The 23,055-nt window shown below is 36.1% G+C and carries 20 protein-coding genes, 3 tRNA genes and 1 riboswitch; of the genes, 13 read left to right on the forward strand and 10 right to left on the reverse strand.

Features of this window, described 5'->3' with window-relative positions; translation table 11 throughout:
• Positions 1 to 267: 267 nt before the first annotated feature.
• Positions 268 to 461: riboswitch (cobalamin riboswitch) on the reverse strand.
• Between the two features lie 247 nt (positions 462 to 708).
• Positions 709 to 1,272 carry a hypothetical protein gene (locus CQ022_RS18510; protein ID WP_105683789.1) on the forward strand — a complete coding sequence of 188 codons (564 nt, stop codon included), beginning with the start codon at positions 709 to 711 and terminating at the stop codon, positions 1,270 to 1,272.
• A gap of 136 nt (positions 1,273 to 1,408) precedes the next feature.
• On the opposite strand, the gene CQ022_RS18515 is transcribed toward CQ022_RS18510, so the two are convergent.
• From CQ022_RS18515 to CQ022_RS18525, 3 genes are all read right to left on the reverse strand, one after another.
• Positions 1,409 to 1,482 (reverse strand) — tRNA-Arg (locus CQ022_RS18515).
• Positions 1,483 to 1,514: 32 nt separating this feature from the next.
• Positions 1,515 to 1,589: transfer RNA gene (locus tag CQ022_RS18520), tRNA-Pro, on the reverse strand.
• Positions 1,590 to 1,603: 14 nt separating this feature from the next.
• Positions 1,604 to 1,688 (reverse strand) — tRNA-Ser (locus CQ022_RS18525).
• A 135-nt stretch (positions 1,689 to 1,823) separates the two neighbouring features.
• On the opposite strand from CQ022_RS18525, the gene CQ022_RS18530 reads away from it, so the two are divergent.
• The 4 genes from CQ022_RS18530 (at position 1,824) to CQ022_RS18545 (ending at position 6,427) form a co-directional block, all read left to right on the forward strand.
• Entirely contained in the window at positions 1,824 to 2,849 is a 1,026-nt protein-coding gene (locus CQ022_RS18530) for an N-acetylmuramoyl-L-alanine amidase (RefSeq protein ID WP_105683790.1), read from the forward strand.
• A gap of 72 nt (positions 2,850 to 2,921) precedes the next feature.
• Positions 2,922 to 4,322 carry an aspartate ammonia-lyase gene (gene aspA, locus CQ022_RS18535; protein WP_034700201.1) on the forward strand — a complete coding sequence of 467 codons (1,401 nt, stop codon included), beginning with the start codon at positions 2,922 to 2,924 and terminating at the stop codon, positions 4,320 to 4,322.
• A gap of 88 nt (positions 4,323 to 4,410) precedes the next feature.
• Entirely contained in the window at positions 4,411 to 5,265 is an 855-nt protein-coding gene (locus CQ022_RS18540; protein WP_105683791.1) for a glycosyltransferase family 2 protein, read from the forward strand.
• Positions 5,266 to 5,386: 121 nt separating this feature from the next.
• Positions 5,387 to 6,427 (forward strand): glycosyltransferase, encoded by a 1,041-nt coding sequence (locus tag CQ022_RS18545; protein ID WP_105683792.1) that lies wholly within the window; start codon positions 5,387 to 5,389, stop codon positions 6,425 to 6,427.
• Between the two features lie 20 nt (positions 6,428 to 6,447).
• On the opposite strand, the gene CQ022_RS18550 is transcribed toward CQ022_RS18545, so the two are convergent.
• From CQ022_RS18550 to CQ022_RS18580, 7 genes are all read right to left on the reverse strand, one after another.
• Complete coding sequence (locus CQ022_RS18550; RefSeq protein ID WP_105683793.1) at positions 6,448 to 7,947, reverse strand: lipopolysaccharide biosynthesis protein; 1,500 nt, start codon at positions 7,945 to 7,947, stop codon at positions 6,448 to 6,450.
• Between the two features lie 9 nt (positions 7,948 to 7,956).
• Positions 7,957 to 8,751 carry an FkbM family methyltransferase gene (locus CQ022_RS18555; RefSeq protein ID WP_105683794.1) on the reverse strand — a complete coding sequence of 265 codons (795 nt, stop codon included), beginning with the start codon at positions 8,749 to 8,751 and terminating at the stop codon, positions 7,957 to 7,959.
• Positions 8,752 to 9,019: 268 nt separating this feature from the next.
• Positions 9,020 to 9,685: a DUF2461 domain-containing protein gene (locus tag CQ022_RS18560; protein ID WP_105683795.1), complete on the reverse strand. Its 666-nt coding sequence runs from the start codon at positions 9,683 to 9,685 to the stop codon at positions 9,020 to 9,022.
• Positions 9,686 to 9,789: 104 nt separating this feature from the next.
• Positions 9,790 to 11,019: an ABC transporter permease gene (locus CQ022_RS18565; RefSeq protein WP_105683796.1), complete on the reverse strand. Its 1,230-nt coding sequence runs from the start codon at positions 11,017 to 11,019 to the stop codon at positions 9,790 to 9,792.
• 25 nt (positions 11,020 to 11,044) lie between these two features.
• Complete coding sequence (locus CQ022_RS18570) at positions 11,045 to 11,791, reverse strand: ABC transporter ATP-binding protein (RefSeq protein ID WP_105683797.1); 747 nt, start codon at positions 11,789 to 11,791, stop codon at positions 11,045 to 11,047.
• A 44-nt stretch (positions 11,792 to 11,835) separates the two neighbouring features.
• Positions 11,836 to 13,101, reverse strand: a complete 1,266-nt coding sequence (locus tag CQ022_RS18575; RefSeq protein ID WP_105683798.1) for an efflux RND transporter periplasmic adaptor subunit — start codon at positions 13,099 to 13,101, stop codon at positions 11,836 to 11,838.
• 3 nt (positions 13,102 to 13,104) lie between these two features.
• Positions 13,105 to 14,415: a TolC family protein gene (locus CQ022_RS18580; RefSeq protein WP_105683799.1), complete on the reverse strand. Its 1,311-nt coding sequence runs from the start codon at positions 14,413 to 14,415 to the stop codon at positions 13,105 to 13,107.
• Between the two features lie 227 nt (positions 14,416 to 14,642).
• Here CQ022_RS18580 and CQ022_RS18585 point away from each other — a divergent pair, with 227 nt between their 5' ends.
• From CQ022_RS18585 to CQ022_RS18620, 8 genes are all read left to right on the forward strand, one after another.
• Positions 14,643 to 16,349 carry a DEAD/DEAH box helicase gene (locus CQ022_RS18585; RefSeq protein WP_105683800.1) on the forward strand — a complete coding sequence of 569 codons (1,707 nt, stop codon included), beginning with the start codon at positions 14,643 to 14,645 and terminating at the stop codon, positions 16,347 to 16,349.
• 151 nt (positions 16,350 to 16,500) lie between these two features.
• Positions 16,501 to 17,139, forward strand: coding sequence for a DUF47 domain-containing protein (locus tag CQ022_RS18590; protein WP_027374906.1), 639 nt, complete (start codon positions 16,501 to 16,503; stop codon positions 17,137 to 17,139).
• A gap of 12 nt (positions 17,140 to 17,151) precedes the next feature.
• Positions 17,152 to 18,294, forward strand: a complete 1,143-nt coding sequence (locus tag CQ022_RS18595) for an inorganic phosphate transporter (protein ID WP_105683801.1) — start codon at positions 17,152 to 17,154, stop codon at positions 18,292 to 18,294.
• Positions 18,295 to 18,866: 572 nt separating this feature from the next.
• On the forward strand, positions 18,867 to 19,640 hold the full coding sequence (locus CQ022_RS18600) for a GLPGLI family protein (RefSeq protein WP_105683802.1): 774 nt from the start codon (positions 18,867 to 18,869) through the stop codon (positions 19,638 to 19,640).
• A gap of 89 nt (positions 19,641 to 19,729) precedes the next feature.
• A complete protein-coding gene (locus CQ022_RS18605; protein ID WP_034697588.1) occupies positions 19,730 to 20,701 on the forward strand; it encodes a polyprenyl synthetase family protein in 972 nt (323 codons plus the stop codon).
• 76 nt (positions 20,702 to 20,777) lie between these two features.
• Positions 20,778 to 21,728, forward strand: a complete 951-nt coding sequence (locus tag CQ022_RS18610; protein WP_105683803.1) for a GSCFA domain-containing protein — start codon at positions 20,778 to 20,780, stop codon at positions 21,726 to 21,728.
• Positions 21,729 to 22,250: a DUF4269 domain-containing protein gene (locus CQ022_RS18615; protein ID WP_105683804.1), complete on the forward strand. Its 522-nt coding sequence runs from the start codon at positions 21,729 to 21,731 to the stop codon at positions 22,248 to 22,250.
• Between the two features lie 5 nt (positions 22,251 to 22,255).
• On the forward strand, positions 22,256 to 23,017 hold the full coding sequence (locus tag CQ022_RS18620) for a TatD family hydrolase (protein ID WP_105683805.1): 762 nt from the start codon (positions 22,256 to 22,258) through the stop codon (positions 23,015 to 23,017).
• Positions 23,018 to 23,055 lie beyond the last annotated feature (38 nt).

Here is a 23,055-nt window from a genome sequence, read left to right on the forward strand (position 1 = left end):
TGGAACTCCACGAATAATTAAAATTGCTTTGGTACACCTTATCCCTTTTTACATTGATTAAATCCTATAAAAAGTTCTCTGTAAACTTCGCGGTGCTTTATTAAGAAAGAAAAATTACGGAAAGGGGATACGAATGAGCTACAGAATCATGAGGAGTACGCAACGTACGCTCATATTCATCTCAAAAAATAACACAGTTTGATAAAAAAGTTATCGTACTATATCCATATCGCATCATACCTGACTGTAAGCTTCAAATCGCGAAAGCATCGTCAATACGAAATAGGCAGGTCTCCTGACTTGTAACTGTTTTTATCATCCTTCCCATATAAAAAATATACAGTGGATATCAATGGATAAAAACTTTTTGTATGTTACTTACAGTTGCGCGACAGTTCGTGATTTACACACGATTCCCTTTTAATACACAGCTAAGTGTAACCAGTTTCGGTTGATAAAGAAGGTTTTAAGAACTCCTTGGTGGTAAATATAAGTATTTTATAATAACGAAAAAGATATTTTATGTAATCAATAGTTTTTTTAATTTAATGTATTGAAAATGTTGTTGTTGTAATCTGTGTTTTGGGAGTAAAACAGCTTGTTTGCGTTGTTAAATTAATATAAAAGATGACCATAAATTAAAGATAGTTAATAAATTTGCTGTTCTGTTTTCATTTTACAAATCTTATTAACCGAATATAATTGACCATGATAGAAATTACAGAATTTAAACAAAACTTGAATCTACAGGAAATTCCGGTAGAACTGGAAAAACTGATCTACTTTCAGAATACTATTTCTTCGTATGAAAATTATTCACAAGGTTTTGGTGTTTTAATTGATGATAAATCCGGATTGAAAAGCTGGAGTGAGGACGAAGGTTTTCTGAATAGTTTACTGCCTTTTGCACAGGCGAATGGTTCCGGTTCCTTCTATGCCATTTGGAACAACGGAGCAGAGCAGCCTTTAAATAAAATGCCTGTGGCGGTTTTTGGGGATGAAGGCGGTGTTCACATTGTGGCTGAAAATATACTGCAGTTTTTGCATCTGCTCACTTTTGACAATGAAATTTCAGTAGGGTTTGATGAAGCTTATTTTTATAAAGAGGAAGATGATTATGAAGAGAGTGAAGGATTAAGTGAATATTTAGCCTGGATGAAAGGAGATTATGGGCTAAGCCAGATTGAAGAACCTGACTTATTGATTAAAGCTGCTCAGGATAAGCATAAAGAACATTTTGATGAATGGTTGGGGCAGTATTTCGAATTATAATTTTTTTGTTGTGAGCGCGAAAGGATTCGAACCTTTGCCGTCCCGATTATAAATCGGGATGCTCTATCTGGTCTTATCTTGTTGCATGGAGCTAATAAAAACAAAAAAACTCACAATAAAAATTGTGAGTTTTAAGTGAGCGCGAAAGGATTCGAACCTTTGACCGTCTGCTTAGAAGGCAGATGCTCTATCCAGCTGAGCTACGCACCCATTGAGTAGTTTTGAGAAAACTACTAAAACAGTCGGGGCGGCAGGATTCGAACCTGCGACCTCCTGGTCCCAAACCAGGCGCGATGACCGGACTACGCTACGCCCCGAATATATAAATGAGCGGAGGGTAAGGGATTCGAACCCTTGCGACACTTTCGCGTCGACAGTTTAGCAAACTGCTCCATTAACCACTCTGGCAACCCTCCTTTTTGTTTATTTTTTAATGATCGTTGTTCCGTTATTGCGAGTGCAAATATAGAACAGATTTCTTTATTTACCAAATAAAATTCAAGAAAATTTTGTGTATTTTTGAGGTAATAAATCATTCAAAAACCAAACTGATGCGTAAGACATTATATATCATCGGATTAAGCACATTCGTTTTTTCCTGTACTTCCCAACAAAATGTAAAAAAAAATACATACAAACCAAAAACCCCAATAACACAGGCGAAACCAACGGTTAAGACAACACCGCCGATAGCTCCAAAACCAAAAGTAGTTTCTGATCATGGAGTAGATTTTTTTACTACGAATATCGCAGACCCAACAAAAAATGATAATACGGTAAGTTATGGTTCTATTGTATCTGCAAAACCAGGTGGATATAAAGTGGTAAAGACTTATTTCCCTGCGGTTGCTCAAAATTTCAGACAACGTTACCTGATATTACATTATACTGCAATTCCGGATGATAAATCTATTACTGTTCTTACCCAGCAGGCGGTGAGTGCTCATTATTTGGTAAATAATACAGGAGATAACGAAATCTATCAGTTGGTAGACGAAAATAAGCGTGCATACCATGCGGGAGTTAGTGCATGGAGAAATGACAAGAATCTCAATGATACTTCTATCGGGATTGAAATTGTAAATGCAGGTTATACTACAGATAGTACAGGTAAAAGAACCTTTGCTCCTTTTAGCGATGAACAGGTAAGAAAAGTGGCAGCACTGGTTAAGGATATTGTGACAAGATATCAGATTCAGGCTACGAATGTATTAGCCCATTCAGATATTGCTCCTACAAGAAAACAGGATCCGGGGCCTATGTTCCCATGGAAAAAGCTATATGACGAATACCAGATTGGGATGTGGTATGATGAAGCAGCTAAACAGACCTATTTTGAAGCGGCTCAGGCAGACATTACAGCGAGATATAATGATACCAGCTTTATATTCCTTATTCAGACTGCCTTGCAGAAATTCGGATATGCGCTTGATCTTAGCGGAAAATGGGATGATGCGACCAAGAAAACCATTGAAGCATTTCAGTACCACTTCCGTCCACAGAATTACGATGGAATCATGGATGGCGAAACATGGGCAATACTGCAAGCTTTAAATCAAAAATATCCCGTAAAATAATTCAAATTAAAGCGCATCGGTTAGATGCGTTTTTGTTATCTTTAAACGATCAAAAACAGTAAAATATCTGTAATGGAAAATTTCAGAAAAGAAAGTGATCTATTAGGCGAACTGAATGTGCCTTTAGATGCTTATTATGGGGTTCAGACACAAAGAGCTATCAACAATTTTAAAATTTCAGGACAGCTTTTGTCTTCATATCCGGATTTCATAAAAGGATTGGCGTTTGTAAAAAAAGCAGCTGCTAAAACCAATTATGAATTAGGACTTCTAGACGAAAACCTGTATTTTAAAATAGCAGAAGCGTGTGATGAAATTGTAGAAGGGAAATATCATGAGCAGTTTCCGGTAGATATGATTCAGGGTGGAGCAGGAACTTCTATCAACATGAATGCCAATGAAGTGATTGCCAATATCGTATTGGAAAAATTAGGAAAAAATAAAGGAGAATACGAATTCTGTTCACCTAATGATCATATCAATCTTTCTCAGTCTACCAATGATGCTTACCCTACAGCAATCAAAATGGGATTGCTTCAGATGAATATAGGACTGGTAGAAAAACTAGAAAGGATTATTACCGCTTTCCGTGCCAAAGGACAGGAGTTTCATGATGTTATCAAAATGGGTCGTACGCAGCTTCAGGATGCTGTTCCAATGACTTTGGGACAGGAGTTTGAAGCCTATGCTGCTACTTTGGAAGAGGATATTTCCAAGCTCAATAATAATGCAAACCTTTTCGTAGAAGTGAATATGGGAGCAACGGCTATCGGAACAGGATTAAACGCTCCGGTAGGATATGCCACTCTTTGTGCTAAAAACTTAGCTCAGATTACAGGATTCCCGATTGTTTCAGCTCCGGATTTAGTAGAAGCTACTCCTGATACAGGATCTTACGTAATCTACTCTTCAGCAACAAAACGTCTTGCCGTGAAATTATCAAAAATCTGCAACGATTTAAGATTACTTTCATCAGGTCCAAGAGCAGGTCTTTTTGAAATCAATCTTCCACCAATGCAGCCTGGATCTTCTATTATGCCAGGTAAAGTAAATCCGGTAATTCCGGAAGTGGTAAACCAGGTTTGTTTCAAAGTATTCGGAAATGATCTTACTGTAACTTTTGCTGCAGAAGCAGGACAATTACAGCTGAATGTAATGGAGCCGGTACTTTCTCATGCCATCATGGAAAATATCAACTTCCTTTGCAATGCCTTAGATACCCTTCGTGACAAGTGTGTAGTAGGAATTACTGCCAATAAAGAAATTTGCCTGAATATGGTGAAACACAGCATCGGTATTGTAACAGCATTGAACCCTTATATCGGGTACAAACAGTCTACACAGATTGCAAAAGAAGCATTGGAAACCGGAAAAAGCGTTTACAACCTTGTTCTTGAAAAAGGAATTCTTTCTCAGGAAAAACTGGACGAAATCCTTGATCCGAAAAACATGCTGAAACCGCATAACAAATAAATCCTATAAACGATGAATGATCAATGATAACTGATATCCTAAAAAACTTCTTATCATTGATCACTCATCATTAATCATTTATAATTCCGTGAGGTTTTTAATTATAATTCCTGCCCATAACGAAGAAGACAACCTCTCGTTTACTCTTGATTCTTTACAACAGCAAAGCTGTAAAGATTTTAAAGTAGTGGTGGTAAACGATGGTTCTACAGACAAAACCCCTGAAATCATCCGGAAATATACCGAAACTGATTCCCGTTTTGAAACCGTTAACCTTCAGAAATCTGAACATCAGCCGGGATCTAAAGTGGTTCATGCTTTTAAAAACGGACTTCAGACCCAATCTATGGCTGAGTTTGATATCATCTGTAAGTTTGATGCCGATATCATTCTTCCGGAAAATTATCTGACAGCAGTAGAAACCGCTTTCGCCAATAACCCTGAATATGGGCTGGTAGGAGGACTTCTGTATATTGAAAAAGAGGGGAGCTGGGTGTATGAAGGGAATTCAAATAAAAATCACGTAAGAGGTCCTATGAAAGCTTACCGTAAAGAATGTTTTGTTCAGATCGGAGGTTTAAGGGAAACATTGGGCTGGGATAATATTGATTCTATATTACTTGATAATCTGGGATGGAAAGAAGTGGTGCTTCCGGAGCTTCATGTGAAACTGATTAAAGTAAAAGGAGCTGATTACACTATACGTCCGGCAGATTATTATGGAAGGTATTTTTATTTCCTGGGACTGAACAGGTTTCTGGCTTATATTGCCTCTTCCAAAGAAGCTATGAAAAGCAAATCTGCTTCATTTTTCTTTGATATTATCAAATCTTACGAGAGTTGCAGATCAAAGAAACTGGAGCTTAAAATTACTAAAGAAGAACAAAAAGCGGTTAATGATCAACGTTGGAGAATGTTGAAAAAGAAATGGCTGAAGATGTAGAAGGTGATTTTTTATACGTTGTAAATGTTCATCAATAGAAACGGGTTTTAACCCGTTTAATAAAAAAATAAAAGATTCCATTGGCTTTAGCCAAAACTTAAGATATAACTCTCGCAAGCCTGTGAAAAAAATAGCTTACATAGAAATAGACACGCACGCAGAAATTGCTCAGGCTTTCATGGATATTATGAAAGGGTCTCAGGATTTTGCAGTAGACTATTATTTTTCAAAAAGAATCAAAGATCAGATCAGTCATGGTGATGAAGCGGTGTTTTTATCAGACAGTTCTATGATTCTTGATCAGCTGAAAGGGAAGGGGTATGATCTGGTGGTAATAGGTACGGTTCATCGCTATTTCAATACGTTTTTAGCCATAACCAGAAAGTACAACACGGCAGTCATTGCTCATAATCTTAATTTTATAAAAGCTTCAAAGCTGGATCTGATGAAAAGTGTTTTCAAAGGAGATGTTATTTTCAGACTGAAATTATGGCTGAAAGAAGGACTATTCTACAAAACCAAAGTTTATCAGACATCAAGATCTCTTTTCGTACTTGATGATGCTTTGATTTCAGAGAGATATCAGCTTTTACCTCTGTTCTATACCAGAGATTTTGACAAGACAAAAAATGAAAATCTTGTCGTGGTAATCCCGGGTGGCGTTTCACAGAAAAGAAGAGATTATGCTTATATTTTTGAAACGATTCAGAATCTAAATACAGATCAATCTTGTAAATTTATATTCCTGGGAAAAGCCAGCGGACATGAATTAAAACAACTTGAAAATCTGTCTAAAAAATGCCCTGAAAATATTGATATTACCTATTTTTCTGAAAGAGTTTCTTCTGAAGACTTTGAGAAATGGATGCAGAAAGCAGATGTTTTGTGGTGCCCGATTCAGCAGGATACAGAGTTTTTCAGCATGAAAGAAGCTTATGGGCAGACTAAAATGACGGGAAACCTTGGTGATGCCATAGCGTATGGAAAACTGGCTGTTTTCCCCAAAAATTACCCTTCAAAAACTGACTTTATTATTCCTGAAAAAGAAAATATTCTTGAGCAGTTGAAGGCACTTTCAGACACTCCGTTTGATTTTTATACAACCTATAGCAAGAAAGAAGTTCAACAAAAAATGGAACAATTCTTACAGGGTCTAATCTGATTTTCTTTGCCTTAAATAGTCTATTTAATCTTAAATACACTCTTAATAAACCTCATATTCAGATAGTCTTCAATCGGGAATATTTTTGTGAAATAATTTCCTACATAAATGAGTATCAGAACAACTGCTGGTTTGTAAACGAGATTCAGCAGGTTACTGTCGAAGTTCGGAAGGACAATGGCTACTGTAATGGCCAGCGTACAGATGATAGAGACAAAAATCATTTCAATACTTAAAGGAGAAACTTTAAATACAATATAATTGAAAATGATTTTTACAACATTGTAAATGGTAAGGGAAATCGCTGTAGATAAGGCAATTCCAATCAATTTAAGATCCGTATTCTTAATGAAGTAATAGTTCAGTCCGATAGTAAGTCCGGCCAGTAAAAGCATGACCAGAATATTGAATCTGTAATATTTTGAAAGCGAAATAATATTCCCGTTAAATCCTGTTGCAAGGTCTATCAATACTGCAGAACCCCAGATCCAGACTACAGGCTCATATTCTCTTAGCATGATTCCGTTCTTTGGCATGAATTGCGTCAGGTAAGGGAATCCCACCATGATACACGAGAATAAAACGGCTCCAAGGAAATACAGGGTTAAAGATGTCTTTTTGTGGAATCTGTCCAGCTCTACCATATCTCCATCTGCCAGAGTTTTGTTGATGATAGGTGCAGAAATATTAAATAATCCAAGTTGTGGAATAGAAATCAATGAGATCAAAGCATACAGAACAGAATAAATCCCTACTTCTTCCATTCCCATAAATTCTCCAATCATAAAGCTGTTGATCGCCAGATAATTTCCAAAAGTACCCAGAAATCCGAAGAAACTGTAATTGAAAAATTCTTTCCAGAAGTTATTTTTTTTGAAGTAATCTGTACTGAAATCCAGCTGAATCTTTTCCAGTTTGTTCGTGTAATAGATATACCCCAAAAGCATTAAAAAGAAGATTCCAAAAAAGAAAACATATGCAATGGTTTGTGATGTAGAAGCAGTGATATTCTGCGATAAAGCAAAGAAAAAGAGACAAAATGCTCCCAGATTGGCTATTTTCGGAAACAGATTATCGAAAATATTGGAAACCACAATTCTTTTATAATTGGATGTATATTTATTGAAAATAGCACAAAATGAAAGAATTAAAATCAGTGGAAGAATCATTTCTTTGATTTTCCATGCCTCAGAATGCCTGAACTTTGGATAAAAATAAGGAAGTATAAAAAATACAACGGTGAAAATAAGAAAGTTGATAAAAACCGTCAGCAGAGACAATGACAGCATATTCTGTTTTTTACCATCCTTTTCCACGGTGTGAAAAAACTTTACATTCGAATAGGAAATACCCAATACAACAAAGGGAACCAGCATCTCAGCCGTCGGAAGAATGTAGCGCAGCTTTCCGTAAAATTCAAAATCATTCGGAAATATGAATATTGCGGAAACGGTGCCCAGCAAAAAACCAATATAACCGATAATGGAATATTTGAAGCCTTGTCTCGCTACTACACTCATAAAGTCGTTTTAATTGTTTTTAGGTATAAAAATAATATTGTTGATGTACTGAGTTTTATTTTTTTCGTCGTTTGTATTTTGTGTAATGATATCTTCTGTAAGATTTTCCAGGGTAAAGCTGTTTCTGTTCAGATATTTGGCGTCATATCCCCAGCTCATCACTTCAGAAATCTCATTCCATATAGGAGTTTGGTGGTGTCTTTGTTCCATTTCGACCATTAAAGTAGGCTTAAATTGTCTGATGGTTTCTCTCGCCCCCACAAGGGTTTTTATTTCGTTTCCTTCAACGTCTATTTTGATAAAGTCTAATCTGTTGAAGTGTTCCAGGGCAGCCCATTCATCCAGTTTTATCACTTTTACTTTCTCTGTATAACTTTTCTCTTCTCCTTTTTCTTTGTAAGAAGTGTTTAATGTACCGCGGGAAGCAATTGTTTTTCCATTAATAATCGGTACTTTGAATTCTGCTATTCTGTTTTCATCAGAAAGAGCCAGAGGAAAGATGTGCATTGCCGGAAACAGCCTTTTCAATCGTCGGTAAAGCTTTTTATTAGGTTCAAAACCATAAATATGATCATGGTTCAATGTATTTTCCAGCTGATAAAGGAAAGTTCCTACATTCGCACCAATATCCAGAATTACAGCATTTTTAGAAAGGTATTGTTTAATCCATACCAGTTCCGGTTCTACATTACGTTCCGAAAAATTATTTTTATTAAGATTATTTAAAGTTTTAAAATATCTTTTTTTGTAGAAATTCGGGCTTATGTATTGTAGTTTCTCTGCAATTTTTTGGTATAAAGACATTGTAAGCTTTTTGGCGAACAGCAAAGATACGTAAAAATGTAAAACTTTTCTTAAAAAAATGTTAATTATAATGCGTTGATTTTCAACAATTATCCTTCGTTTCTGTTTTTGTAACCGGTTGGTTTTTAATTATTTTAAATTTGTCATATAGACATCTGTATCCTCTGAATGCCATGTTAAAACATCCAATAAAGATGGTGAGCAGTAAGAATATTACAGATTATCTGTGAAAATCTGTGTTATCTGTGGGAAAAATTGATCCTGTGCGTTAAAGAAAAGGAGTATTCAGGAAGTCATTTAAAGGTTTCATGAGTTTGAAAACTTTGCTCATATTTTTCACTGCATTTTTGTCCAGTATTTCCTCATCTTTCAATGAATATACAACAATGAAGTTTTTAAGTTTAAGATATTCTCCCATAGGATCTTCCTTTTCAAAACCTTGAGGGATTTTCTTCAGTTTGTCGTCCTGATCAAGCTCAGGAAAATGTTTTTTAAAATCTTTATGGTTGAGAATTGTAAGAAAATCATCTCCGTATAACGAAATCTCTTTACGCACTTCTTTCAGAACAGAAGATTCGGGCATGTAAATTCCTCCTGCTAAAAAAGATTTTCCGGGTTCCATGTGAAGATAATAGCCTCCTTTCTGATTGCCTTTTCCCATTCCCAGAGAAGCTCCGAAATTGGTTTTATAAGGAGATTTATCTTTTGAAAAACGGGTGTCTCTATAAATTCTGAACAGGGCTTTTTTACTGTCTATTTTCGCAAGTTCTTCATCAAAACCGGACATCTCTTTAATCAGTTCATCTAAAAATGAAACCACATTTTGCTGAGATTCTGTGTACAGGTTTTTGTTTTCAGTAAACCATTCGCGGTTATTGTTTTCAGTTAATTTTTTTAAAAAATCAAATGTTTTTGAAGAAATGCTTGCAGACATATTGTGTGAGGTGTTTTTGGTTGTTAAGTGAGATTTATAAAGGCTTTTCAACCCCGAATCCCGAAACTTCGCAACCCGTATCTCACAAGTCAAATGTACAAAAACTATTCATATCTCAATGCTTCAATAGGATCAAGTTTTGATGCTTTCAACGCTGGATAATATCCGAAAAATACTCCGGTTACCGCACAGACAATGAAGGAAACTATAATTGAAGATTCTGTAATAAAAGTTGGCCATGAGAGGAAAAAAGTGACCAGTTCTGAAGACAATATTCCTAAAAGTACTCCAAGGATTCCCCCTGTGATACTGATGAGCACGGCTTCAATAAGAAACTGGTGTAAAATATCTTTTCCTCTTGCGCCAATAGACATTCTCAGCCCTATTTCTTTGGTTCGTTCCGTTACTGAGACATACATGATATTCATGATTCCGATGCCTCCTACAATAAGGGAAATACCTGCGATTGCCGATAAAAGGACGGTCAGTAGCTGACTGGTAGAGCTCATGGTAGAGATAAGTTCAGCCTGGGTTCTCACACTGAAATCATCATTGCTTCCGTCCGCAGGAAGTTTATGCTGTTTTCTTAAAATCTCAGAAACCTGATCTGTAGCCTGTTGTGACGTGTTTTCATTCGAAGAAGCAGCATAAATAGTTTGAACATACGTGATTCCTAAAAATCTTCTCTGAACGGTATTGAACGGAGCGATGATCACATCATCCTGATCCTGCCCGAATGCATTGGACCCTTTTGAAGCCAGAATTCCAATCACTTTCATAGGGACTTTATTAAATCTGATGATACTTCCTACGGCATCTTCCCCGTTGGGAAATAAATTATTATAAACGGTTTGCCCTAAAAGACAGACTTTATTGGAAGATGTTACATCTTTTTTGGTGAAAAGATTACCTTCTGCAATGCTCCAGTCTCTGATGCTGAAATATTCTTCGTTCACTCCCTGTAACTGAGTTGGCCAGTTATTGGCTCCGTTGATAGACTGTCCGTTGGTTTGTACTGCAGGGGAGACGTAGGAAACATCAGTAGCTCCTTTTGAAATGGCATCCGCATCCTGAGGTCTCAGGGTTTGTAATCCCGATGCACCAATTCTTGCTCCACCGGAAACATTTATATTACTGGACGGACGTATGGTGATCATATTCGAGCCCATAGAAGAAAGCTGGTCACTGATACTTTTTTTTGAACCTTCTCCAATAGCGGTCATTGCAATCACTGAAGCCACCCCGATAATAATACCAAGCATGGTTAAAAATGCACGAAGCTTATTCCGTAAAAGAGCTTTCCAGGCAATTCTGAAGAGATTGGAGAGGTTCATTGCAGTAAGTTTTTAGTTTATATTATCAGTAATCATCATTTACCGGAAGGTTTTCCAAAGCTTCTTTAGCTGACTTTATGTGATCGTTTTTTATGTCTTTAATGACTTTTCCATCCTGCAGCGTTACTGTTCTGCTGCTGAAAGTAGCAATATCAGGTTCGTGGGTTACAAAAACGATCGTTCGTCCCTGATGGTGCAGATCCTGCATCAGAGCCATAATTTCATAAGAAGTTCTGGTATCCAAATTTCCTGTAGCTTCATCAGCCAGAATCATTACAGGTTCATTCACCAACGCTCTGGCAATAGCGACTCTTTGCTGCTGCCCTCCGGACATCTGATTGGGAAGATGATCAATTCTGCTCTCAAGTTTTACAGATGTCAAGGCCTGTATGGCTCTTTTGTGGCGCTCTTCTGTGGATATTTTTGAATTGTAGAGAAGTGGCAGTTCTACATTTTCTTTGGCTGTAGTTCTGGGAAGAAGATTATAGGCCTGAAACACAAAACCTATTTTTTGATTTCTGAGAACAGCAAGTTCATCACGGTCAAGATTTTTAATATTAACCCCATCCAGAATATAATCTCCGCCAGAAGGTTTATCCAGGCAGCCAATGATATTAAGTAACGTAGATTTTCCGGAGCCGCTGCTTCCCATAATCGTCACAAATTCTCCTCTCTCTACCGTAAATGTTACACCTTTCAGAGCATGAACAATTTCTTCGCCCATCCTGAATTCTCTTTTCAGATCTGTAATCTCCAGAATTTTCTCCGTCATGACTTTTGTTTTTAGGTTTGCTAGTTGTTTAGGCTTGATTTGAATTATCTCGGTCCGCCACCGCCGCCGCTGTTTCTGTTGTTTCCACTACCTCTTCTTTGAGGCATGAATGGGCTTTTGGTTTGTCCTCCGGAAGATTTTTTGGATAAAACTTTGTAGCCGGTAATGATATTGTCATTTTTATTTAACCCTGAAACAACCTGTATTTCGGTGTCATTATCCATTCCGGTTTTTATCTTTTTACGGGAGATCGTGCTATCTTTCGCAATGATCCAAACTGCCGCTTCGTTCTTGTCCTCACTTCCTTTATTTTGTTTCTTCCCTTGTCCTTTTTCATGTTTTTTACCATTGGCAAACGGAGAATTTACTTTATACTTTTTAATCACCAGGCTGTCTGGTCTGAAACTGGTAGCAGCTACCGGAATCTTCATGGCATTATTTAAAACCTCAGTGTAAATTGTAATATTGGCGGTCATTCCCGGCTTTAGCTTTAAACTGGAGTTGTCAGCGTTGATAATGGTGGTGTAATTCACAACATTCGATGAAACGGTAGGATGAAGACGAACTTCCGAAACTTCACCGTCAAAAGTTTCATCAGGAAAAGCATCTACTGTAAATGTGGCTTTTTGACCTACTTTTACATTTCCGATATCAGCCTCATCTACTGAGGCGCGTACCCTCATCTTGGTAAGATCCTTGGCAATACTGAAGAGGGTAGGAGTACTGAAGCTTGAAGCTACCGTTTGTCCTTCACTTACATTTCTGTTGAGTACCGTTCCGTCAATGGGAGAATAAATATTAGTTAACGACAGATTTTTATTGGCGGTGGAAAGCTGAGCATTCACTGAACCTACCTGCGCCTTTGCAGCATTGTACTGATTGGTGGCAATATCATAATCCGCTTTACTAATCGCACCCACTTTGTACAGCTGTGACTGTCTGTTGATATTGATTTCGTTATAAGCCAGATTACTTTTTGCGTTTTGCAGATTGGCTTTGATCTGCTGTGACTGGAACTGAAGCAAATCCGGATCTAAAGTAGCCAGTAATTCCCCTTTTTTCACAGTAGAATTGAAATCCACATAAATATTTTTAATGATTCCCGATACCTGAGTACCCACTGCCACTGTATCTACAGGCTGAATGGTTCCTGTAGCCGTAATGGAGTTTGAGATTTCTCCCATTTCAGGCTTTACTGTTTCCAGCTGAATTTTCACTTCTTTTTCTCTGATGAAGAAAAACCAGGCTGCACCAAGGGTAATAATACCACCCACAACCCAGTACAACCATTTTTTATTCTTTGTTTTCATAGCTTACTTTAGATTTATAGGGTTATCTGCGTAAAATTCGTAGATCTGTTTATTGAGAACTGCGGTGTATTTCGCCTGAAGAAAATTCTGAACAGACTGAATATAAAGCAGTCGTTGTTGCTGAAGCTGTACATAATCAATGCTTCCGATTTTCATCTGGGCATTTACAATATCATAACTCTGTTGGCTGATGTCCATTTGTGTTTTAGCAGAGTCATACTGTGAAAGGGCATTCTGAAGATTGATATAAGACTGCTCTATCTGTTGATTAAGAATTGTTTTGGTATTTTGTAAATCAAGATTGGCCTGTTCTATAGCAATTTTTGATTTCTCAATCTGTGTTTTATAGATTCTGTTATTGTAAATCGGAATTCCAAGGCTTAAACCAATGGGCATGTAAAAATTGTTTCCCAGCTGGTTAAAATAATTTCCTTTTCCGTTGGAATAATTGGTGGAAATATTTCCTGACAGGCTTAAAGTAGGCTGGATGGATGCCTTGGCCATTTTCAGATTGGTATTGGAATTTTCAACATTCAGTTCGCTGTATTTTATTTCCGGACGCTGATTTTGTGCCAGATTCTGGACATCTTCAAGGGTTTTCAATTGATTGTCTACGATAATACTGTCGGGTTTTACAATCTGGAAATCATAATTTGAAGGCAGCTGCAGGATTTGTTTTAAATTCACAGTATTGGTCCGCAGATTATTTTGAGCTGCTGTCAGATTGTACTGATCCTGGGCCACCTGAGACTGGATCTGAAGGTAATTTAATTTGGAAAGACTTCCTGCTTTGTAGAGCTGATCTCCTTGCTTTAATTGTGTTTGGGTTGTTTTCAAAACATTTTCAAGGGAAATGATATTTTCCTGGTTCATCAGAATGTTCAGATAGGCCTGGGTGATATTCAGGGTGATATTGTTTTCGGATTCCTGTACGGACAGATCGGCCATCTGTACCAGAAGATTCTTTGACGTTTCGTTATTTTTAATGTAGTCAGCATGATAAAGTGTCATAGAAGAATTGGCTCCGATGCTTTGAGAGGGTGCTCCCGTCATGTGAAGGCCGTCGCTTCCGTTGAGCGCAAAAAGTCCTTGTGAAACCGTTCCGCTTAAGCTGGGATATTTTGCTTCTTTTGCCTGAAGGAGATCTTGGTAGGTAGAATTTTTTGAAAGTCTGAGAGAATGAATAGAAATATTATTCTCCTTTGCATATGCAATGCAATTTTCCAGAGTCCACGCGTTGGGATAATTGGGAGTTTGGGCAAATATTTCAATGACTATGCATGAGAATATCAAAAAGAAAAATTTGCTTTTCATGGCTTTATTTTTGAAAATTCATAAATAACACAGAAAAAATTAATCCAATTTAATAAAAAAAAATAATGTTTAACAACTTTTTAACCTAAAGCTTGTTTTTTTAGATTAAATTTTCCAAAAATTAAAAATATATTAAAGGATTGTGAATTTAAGTTTGGATATTTAAAAATTTGTTCAAAAACAAATCAAATATTTATTGTATCTTTGCAAAAATTTTAAAATAGTTAATGAATTTATTTACGGAAACCAATTTAAGTCCTGATATCCTTAAGGCAATTGGCGAACTGGGCTACGAAAGCCCAACAGAAATCCAAAAACAGACTATCCCTTTTATTCTTTCAGATATTCGCGACTTGATCGCACTTGCGCAGACAGGGACAGGCAAAACAGCAGCGTTTTCGCTTCCGATTTTGGATATGATTGACGATACGAGTCGCAAAATCCAATTATTGGTGCTTTGTCCGACACGGGAATTATGTCTTCAGATTTCGAAGGACATAAAGAATTACTCTAAGTATATGAAAGACATCAAAACTACTGCGGTTTATGGTGGAAGTAGTATCGTAGAGCAAATGAGATCTTTGAAGGATAAACCACAAATCATTGTGGGAACTCCAGGTAGAGTAATTGATCTTATTAACAGAAAAGCATTAGACTTTTCTGCCATTCATTGGTTAGTATTAGACGAAGCTGATGAAATGCTTTCTATGGGATTCAAGGATGAATTGGAAACCATTCTAAGCGAAACTCCGGAAACGAAACAAACTTTCTTATTCTCTGCAACGATGAATAAAGAAGTGGAAAGAATTTCCAAAAATTATCTTACAAAGCCACACCGTATTTCAGTAGGTTCTATCAACGAAGTGAAGAAGAACATTACTCACGAATATTATGTGGTAGGATACCGTCAGAAAAAAGAAGCATTAAAAAGATTAATTGATGCTAACCCTAATCAGTACTCCATTATCTTCTGTAGAACGAGAATGGAAACTCAGGAGGTTGCAGATTTCTTAATGCAGAACGGGTATGCAGCTGATGCTCTTCATGGTGATCTTTCTCAGGCGCAGAGAGATACGGTAATGAAGAAATTCAGACTGAAAAACATTGATATTCTTGTAGCTACAGACGTGGCAGCAAGAGGATTAGATGTAAACTCACTGACTCACGTTATCCACTTCTCTTTACCAGATGATCCTGAAGTATTCGTTCACAGAAGCGGAAGAACAGGTAGAGCTGGAAAAGATGGTATTTCTATGGCGTTAATCAAGCCTGAAGAAAGCAGAAAACTGAAACAGATCAAATCTGCAACGAAAATTGAGATCAACGAAAAATTCATTCCTACAGGTGAAGATATTATCAAAGCTCAGGTAGGTGGTGTATTCGAAAAATTATTGACGGAGCACGAAGATCTTTTCGAATTTGACGATAGCTTAATCCCGGATCTAAGCAACTTTACAAAAGAAGAATTGGTGCACCAGTTGCTACAGTTCCAGTTGAAAGACCTTGCTTTATACTACAAAGATAAGCATGATCTTGCTGAGCAGAAATTAAGCAGCAGAGATGATGATTACTCAAGAAGAGACCGTGGACGTGATAGAGACAGAGATAGAGACAGAGGTCGTGATAGAGACAGAGGAGAACGCGGAAGAGACAGAGAGCGTAGTGGAAAGCCAAGAAGAAGAGATGAAAACATGGTAAGATTCTTCTTCAACCTTGGTAAAAAAGACCATTTGAAGAAGCTTGATGTTTTAGATATTATCAATAAAGCAACTGCTGGCGGAAAAAGCAAGAAAAGAGCTGAAATCGGTGATATTGAAATCCTGGAGAAGTTCTCTTTCTTCGAAGTTGAAAAATCGTTCAAAGACAATGTTTTGAGCAATATTCAATCCATGAAGTTCAAAGGAAAAGATATGAGAGCTGAAGTAGCAAACTAATCTCTTCTTATACCATACAAAACCGGCCTTGATGCCGGTTTTTTTATTTGATAATCAACAGGTAAGCGAATGTTAACAAAACTTAATGTTATATAGTTTCACGTGCAATCCTTTTTTAAGAAATTTGCACACGAATTATAAATACTAAAAAATGGGAATTGGTAATATTTTCCACGCTTTTCAACCAAAAGATAAAATCTTCTTTGTACTTTTCGAAAAAGTAACTGAAAATCTAGTTGCAATGTCAGAAGAATTCAACACAGGAATCAAGGATTTCGATCTTAACGACGATTCAATGTTGAAGAAAATGAGCGACTTCGAACACAAGAATGATGAACTTACTCACGAAATCTTCGTAGAACTAGGCAAAAACTTCATTACACCTTTTGACCGTGAGGATATCCACACACTAGCAACAGGACTGGATGATATTGCTGATTATATCTACGCATCCACAAAATATATTTTCCTGTACAAATCACCTGAGATGAAGGCATATTCTGACTTCTCTTTATTGATCCACAAAGCATGTCTGGAAATTCAGAATGCAATGAAAAACCTTAAGGGGTTCAAAAACATGGAACAGGTGAAAGAAGCTTGTATTAAAGTGAACTCTATTGAGAATATTGCTGACGATTTGCTTTCCAATTCAATGGTAGAATTATTTGAAACCAATGATGCCATCAACATTATTAAAGTTTCATCAGTATTGAACTACCTTGAAATTGTAACGGACAAAGCAGAAGATGTTGCCAATACAATCGAGAACATCATGATTAAATACGCCTAATACATAGCAAAAATGGAATTTCCGATTTTACTTATAGTTATTATTGCGCTGGCTCTGATCTTCGATTATATCAATGGTTTCCATGATGCTGCCAACTCAATTGCAACTATAGTTTCTACAAAAGTTTTAACTCCATTCCAGGCTGTACTTTGGGCGGCACTTTGGAACTTTGCAGCGTTCTTTATTGCTGCTTACATCATTGGAGAATTCAAAATTGGTAATACAATTGCCAAAACAGTTAATGAGAATTTTATCACTCTTGAGGTTATATTTTCCGGTCTTATAGCTGCTATTGCCTGGAACCTTTTAACATGGTGGTTTGGGATTCCTTCATCATCATCACATACGCTGATTGGAGGTTTCTTAGGAGCGGCTCTTATGCACGCTTTCATGATGGATTATCATGATGTAGCTGCAGCACAACCGGAGCTTGGGATGTGGGATACCATTAAAGAAGCTTTCAGCCAGGTAACGCAACAGGGTGTGGTAAAGTTTGATAAAGTAATTCCTATCTTCCTGTTCATTTTCATGGCACCCATTATAGGGATGATTATCTCCATCATTATCACATTGATTATTGTACACCTTTATAAAAGATCAAACCCTCACAAAGCAGACAAATCTTTCAAAAGACTACAGCTGGCTTCATCAGCACTGTTTAGTTTAGGACATGGTTTGAATGATGCTCAGAAAGTAATGGGAATTATTGGAGCAGCGGTAATTTATTACCACGTTAATATGCTTCAGGATACACAATATTTGAATATTCCTTCTGCGGAACGTTTTGATTATTTTGCACAGCATTATATCTGGGTTCCTTTAGTATCATTTATTGCCATTGCTTTAGGAACAATGAGTGGTGGTTGGAAGATCATCAAAACAATGGGTACGAAGATTACGAAAGTAACTTCATTAGAAGGAGTAAGTGCAGAAACTGCAGGGGCTATTACCTTATTCATCACAGACCACTTCGGTATTCCTGTATCTACTACACATACGATCACAGGTTCTATTATCGGGGTAGGATTAACGAAAAGAATTTCAGCAGTAAGATGGGGGATTACAGTAAGCCTACTTTGGGCTTGGGTTCTAACCATTCCAATCTCTGCAATAGTAGCAGCAATTACCTATCTTACGGTAACCTTCCTGTTCTAAAAAAACAAATCATATAATTATATAAACTTTGTCCGTTTGGGCAAAGTTTTTTGTTTTTATCCTATTGAAACTTAACTCATTAATTAAAAAACAAGATATTTATTGTTATGATGAATGTGTTTGTATTTTGTTTAGTATAAATTTCGTATTGTTATGATTTTCATTGCTTTATATTTTTATTGTTTTATAAATTCAACAAAAGTTTTGTGAATTTTTTTGACATTAAACAATATTACTAATTTAAAAACTTAAAAAACAAAATGAAAAAAATTATTTTATTAGCTGCATTTGGAATTACTGGATGGGTAAGTGCCAAAAGCTTAGAAATTAAAAAGTAGAAGAACATATTGAAAACGCGAAGGCTTTTACCCGTTATTTAATAACGTTAAAAACTATTTGTGGAACGACTTATCAAACTGTTCTTGACACTGATTTTGATACCTATGATTGTGTAAATAATGAATGGGAAATGTATAATCAGCAGGATTGTGGACATACTAGTTATGAAAATCCACCTGTTTAATATGATCTAAACTAAAGTAGTTTAGGAGATCTTTTTACACTTATTATTTATGAAAAGAAGTTTCAATATATTTTTTTGTTTTCTTTTAATTCTTTTTAAAAGTCAGACTCCAAAGCAAGAGAAAAACCTCTCTATATTAGAAGTCAAATATAACTTCTCCTATTTAGAAGATACTTTAAACGCCAAGAACCTTATTTCAGAGCCCATGATACTGCTTACTAATGGTAAGAAGTCTCTTTATTACAGTGAAAATGATAAAGCCTTTTCAGATGGTTTTAAAAAACAATTAGATGCTGCAATAAAGACAGGAAGTATTGTGGAGCCTGGCAAATTATTACAATCAAAAGTAAGACATTCTGTTTATAAGGATAATGATTCTCTTTATATATCGAATCATTTAGGTAGAGATTTTTATACATTTTATGTAAAAGGTATTCAGTGGAAGGTTGATAATTCGATTCATAAAGATATTCAAGGATATAAATGTACAAAAGCTGTGGCAAAAGTGGGTAGGAGAACATATATCGCATGGTTTACTTATGATGTACCCATAAATGATGGTCCTTACAAATTTAAAGGTCTTCCAGGATTAATTTTGAAGGTCAATGATGAAAGTCAATACTTTAATTTTGAACTTCTTTCTATAACTAAAATAAATTTACCTATATCCTATAAAAAAGGACTGTTAATTACTAAAGATCAATACTTAGCAAAACGTAAAGAATATAGTAATGATCCTTCTCAAGGTAAAATTAATACTCCTGCGTATAGAAAAAGGATTAATGAAAATAAGAATAAGTTTAATAATTTTTTAGAAGAGTAGATAATGATAAAAATCCTCATCAAAACGATGAGGATTTTTGTTTTATAAAGCCCCGAAAAATCGTATTTTTGTTCAAATTATAAGATTTTATGGAATTTTTAGACAGATACCAGCAGATTGTTGCAGATGCCATCACTAAATATACTTTTAAAGATAAACCTTCGGAGCTCTATGATCCGATGAATTATATTATTTCCCATGGTGGAAAACGTCTTCGTCCCATTATGGTGCTAATGGCATGTGATATGTTCGGTGGAGATCTAAAGCAGGCAATCAAACCGGCATTGGCTATTGAATTCTTCCATAACTTCACCCTAATCCATGATGATATTATGGATGAAGCTCCTTTAAGAAGAAACAAACCTACCATTCATACTTTACATGGTCTTAACGTAGGAATTCTTTCCGGGGACGGGCTGATGCTGAAAGCATATAAGTTTTTTGAAGATCTTGAACCTGAAATTTTCAAAGCGTGTATCAGAATATTTACCCACACCGGACTTCTTTTATGTGAAGGACAGCAGTATGATATCAATTTTGAAACTCAGAAGGATGTTACTTTTGATGATTATATCAGAATGATTACTTACAAAACAGGAGTTCTAAGTGCATCTTCATTTGAGATCGGAGCTCTGATTGCAAGAGCAGATTTTAAAGATGCCAAAGCTATTTTTAACTTCGGAAAGCATATCGGGATTGCATTCCAGATTATGGATGATTATCTTGATGTATTCGGAGATCAGGCTCAGTTTGGAAAAAAACACGCCGGAGATATTTACGAAAATAAGAAAACTGTTCTATATCTATTAGCAAGAGAACACGCTACGGATGAAGAAAGAAAAGAACTGGATTACTGGTACTCTAAAAAAACTGAAAATGTGGATAAGGTGTACGGAGTAGAAAAAATATTCAGAAGAACTAAAGTAGATGAAAAAGCGTTACGTTTGATTGAAAAACATAATGAAATTGGACAAAGTTATCTTCAGAAAATAGATGTTCCGGAAGAAAAGAAAAAACCTTTTATCGAACTGGCAAATTATTTGTTGAGAAGAGAAAGTTAATATAGGTAGTAGAGGGTAGGTCGCAGGTAGTAGCAATTTACCTGCAACCTATTTCCTGCAACCTAATCCCTATACAATGAAATTCAGAACAGAAGTTGATATTCCTGCATCAGAAAAGAAAATTGAAATTGAAGATAAAATATTTTCAATAGGTTCGTGCTTTGCCTCTGAAATGACGGATTTACTGCAAGACGGGCAACTTCAGACTTTAAATAACCCTTTTGGGACAATTTTTAACCCTTTTTCCATCAATTATGCGGTCAATAGATTACATGATTCCGCATTTTATGAAGAAGAGGAGTTGATTACCTATAATGAAGAATATATTTCTCTGGATCATCACACCAGTTTTGATACCCGTTATATTCATCAGACCTTAGATAAGATTAATGGAGCCATTGAAGCGGGAAATGCCTTTCTTCAGGAAGCCGACTGGATTATTATCACCTACGGATCTTCATTTATTTATGAATTTCTTCCCAAGAAAAAACTGGTGGCCAACTGTCACAAAATTCCTCAAAAGTTTTTTGAAAAAAGACTGCTTTCCCATCAGGAGCTTACAAATTCCATTTATCAAACAATTCTTGATCTTAAAGATATTTGTAAAGAAGGTGTACAGATTCTGTTCACGGTTTCACCTGTAAGGCATACAAAAGATGGAATGGTGGAAAACCAGTTAAGTAAGTCTAAACTGATTACTGCTATCCATGAATCTATTTCGATGCTCGAAGACTGTCATTACCTTCCTGTCTACGAAATTTTAATGGATGATCTCAGAGATTACCGTTTTTATAAAGAAGATATGATTCATCCCAGCACACAGGCGGTTAATTATATTTTTGAAAAATTCGGGAATGCTTATTTTTCAGGAGAAACCCAGAATTTTATTAAAGAAAATTTTAAGATTATCAAAGCGCTGGAACATAAGACGAGTGATAAGAAAGATCCAAAGTTTATTGAATTCAGAGAAAAGCTGGATCAAAGAATCGAAGTTCAGCGTAAAAAGGTAAAACATAAAATATTTTAAATGCGTGATTTTACCAAAATTGATTATCTCAAAAGCGGTAATGAAAGACAGAGAAAAGCTTACGAAATTCTTACAAAACATGGTGTCTTTGAGAAGTTGAAAGATTATTCCCCGATTTTGGCAGGAACTGTTCCTATTGAGATTGACATTGAAGGAAGTGATCTGGATCTTATTTTTGAGGTGGATTTACAATTTGAAGAAGACTTTCTGGATGATTTAATGTTCAGCCGTTTTATTCCTCATGATGTGGACGTTGAATATCCGATTATAAACGGTGAAAAATGCATTACCTTAAATTTTATGCTGGAAGGGTTTCCCATCGAAATTTTCGGACAGAATAAGCCTACAATACAGCAAAACGCTTATCTACATATGATGGCTGAATACAAAATATTACAGGAAAAAGGAGAAGAGTTTAAACAAAAAATAATAGAACTTAAAAACCGGGGAATAAAGACAGAACCCGCTTTCGGAATATTGCTGGGACTTGAAAATCCTTATGAAGATCTATTGAAATTTTAAATAAAATGATTGATACACATACACATCTATACGCAGAAGAATTTGATGAAGACAGAAAAGAAGCTATTCAGAGAGCTTTAGATAAAGGAATTACAGAATTTTACCTTCCTGCCATTGATTCTGAATCTCACGAGAAAATGCTGCAACTGGAAACAGAATATCCGGGACAGATTTTTTCAATGATGGGATTACATCCTTGTTATGTAAAGCCGGAATCGTGGGAAAAAGAACTTGAGATCGTAAAAAATTACCTTAATCAGAGACATTTTCCGGCAATAGGAGAGATTGGAATTGATCTGTATTGGGATAAAACAACGTTAGATATCCAGGTAAAAGCTTTTGAACAGCAGATTGACTGGGCTATAGAAAAAGACCTTCCCATTGTTATTCATACAAGAGAAAGCTTCGATGAGACATTTGAAGTACTGGAAAGAAAGAAACATCCTAAACTAAGAGGGATTTTCCACTGTTTCTCAGGAAATCTTGAACAGGCACAGCACGCTATTGATCTTAATTTTATTTTAGGAATCGGTGGAGTAGTAACCTTTAAAAATGGGAAAATAGATCAGTTTCTGAGCGAAATTCCTCTGGATAAAATTGTTCTGGAAACAGATTCTCCTTATCTGGCTCCGGTTCCCCACAGAGGAAAAAGAAATGAAAGTTCCTATCTTGACTTGGTAGCAGGAAAGTTGGTAGATATTTACGGAAAGGATTTTTCTGAAATTGACCGCATGACTACAGAGAATGCAAAAAATCTTTTCAAATAATAAAACATTAAGTTTTAAGAGAAATAAAAACCCCTTTC

Source organism: Chryseobacterium culicis, assembly GCF_002979755.1.
Classification (GTDB): domain Bacteria; phylum Bacteroidota; class Bacteroidia; order Flavobacteriales; family Weeksellaceae; genus Chryseobacterium; species Chryseobacterium culicis_A.